Origin of the sequence: Streptomyces sp. 8N616, from assembly GCF_052246385.1 — a bacterium.
Taxonomy (GTDB): domain Bacteria; phylum Actinomycetota; class Actinomycetes; order Streptomycetales; family Streptomycetaceae; genus Streptomyces.
Genome location: NZ_JBQQBY010000098.1, coordinates 1 through 1,162 on the forward strand (window position 1 = coordinate 1; position 1,162 = coordinate 1,162).

Below are 1,162 nucleotides of genomic sequence, written 5' to 3' on the forward strand. Positions count from 1 at the left end.
GGGTCAAGGGGCGGAGCCCCTTTGAAGGGCGGGCGGGTGGGAAGAAGCCCCGCCGGAGGCGGGGCACCGGCGCAGCGGCGGCGCGGGTGCCAGGATGGACCCCGCACGACGCGCGCTCACGCGCACACCCCGCACCACGTGCGCTCAGGCGCACACCCCGCACCCCCGATGAGGTGAGCGACACCATGACGCAAAAGGTCGCCGTTCTCGGCACCGGCAAGATCGGCGAAGCCCTGCTCAGCGGCATGATCCGCGGCGGCTGGTCCCCGTCCGACCTCCTCGTCACCGCCCGCCGCCCCGAACGCGCCGAAGAGCTCCGCGCCCGGTACGGCGTCGAGGCCGTCTCGAACCCCGAAGCAGCCAAGATCGCCGACACCCTCATCCTCACCGTCAAGCCCCAGGACATGGGCGCACTGCTCGACGAGCTCGCCCCCCACGTCCCTTCCGACCGCCTCGTCATCAGCGGCGCCGCCGGCATCCCCACCGCCTACTTCGAGCAGCGGCTCGCCGCCGGCACCCCGGTCGTCCGCGTTATGACCAACACCCCCGCCCTCGTCGACGAGGCCATGTCCGTCATCTCGGCGGGCAGCCACGCCACCGCCGAGCACCTCGCCCACACCGAGGAGATCTTCGGCGGCGTCGGCAAGACGCTGCGCGTCCCAGAGGCCCAGCAGGACGCGGCCACCGCCCTCTCCGGCTCCGGCCCGGCCTACTTCTACTTCCTCGTCGAGGCCATGACCGACGCCGGCATCCTCCTCGGCCTGCCCCGCGACAAGGCCCATGACCTGATCGTCCAGGCCGCCATCGGCGCCGCCGTCATGCTCCGCGACAGCGGCGAGCACCCGGTGAAGCTCCGCGAGGCCGTGACCTCACCCGCGGGTACGACGATCAACGCCATCCGCGAGCTCGAGCGCCACGGCGTACGAGCCGCACTCCTCGCCGCCCTCGAAGCGGCCCGCGACCGCAGCCGCGAACTGGCCACCGGCAAGGGCTGACGCACCCGGGCGCGCGCCCGCCCCCGCAGGCGCGCGCCCGCCCCCCGTTATCTTCTTCGCGGTCCTGCAAGAGGGCCGCTGGCCTCCGGGCCCGGCATGACTGTTCCCCCCTGTCGAAGGGATGACCTGGGGGGTGGTGTCACCGGGCCCGAGGGGTGCCGTTGGAG

The 1,162-nt window shown here is 73.3% G+C and carries 1 protein-coding gene; it reads left to right on the plus strand.

The annotated features are described in order from the left end of the window. Positions 1-185: 185 nt before the first annotated feature. Entirely contained in the window at positions 186-995 is an 810-nt protein-coding gene (gene proC / locus ACTWQC_RS35775; protein WP_443320044.1) for a pyrroline-5-carboxylate reductase, read from the plus strand. The last annotated feature ends 167 nt before the right edge of the window (positions 996-1,162 follow it).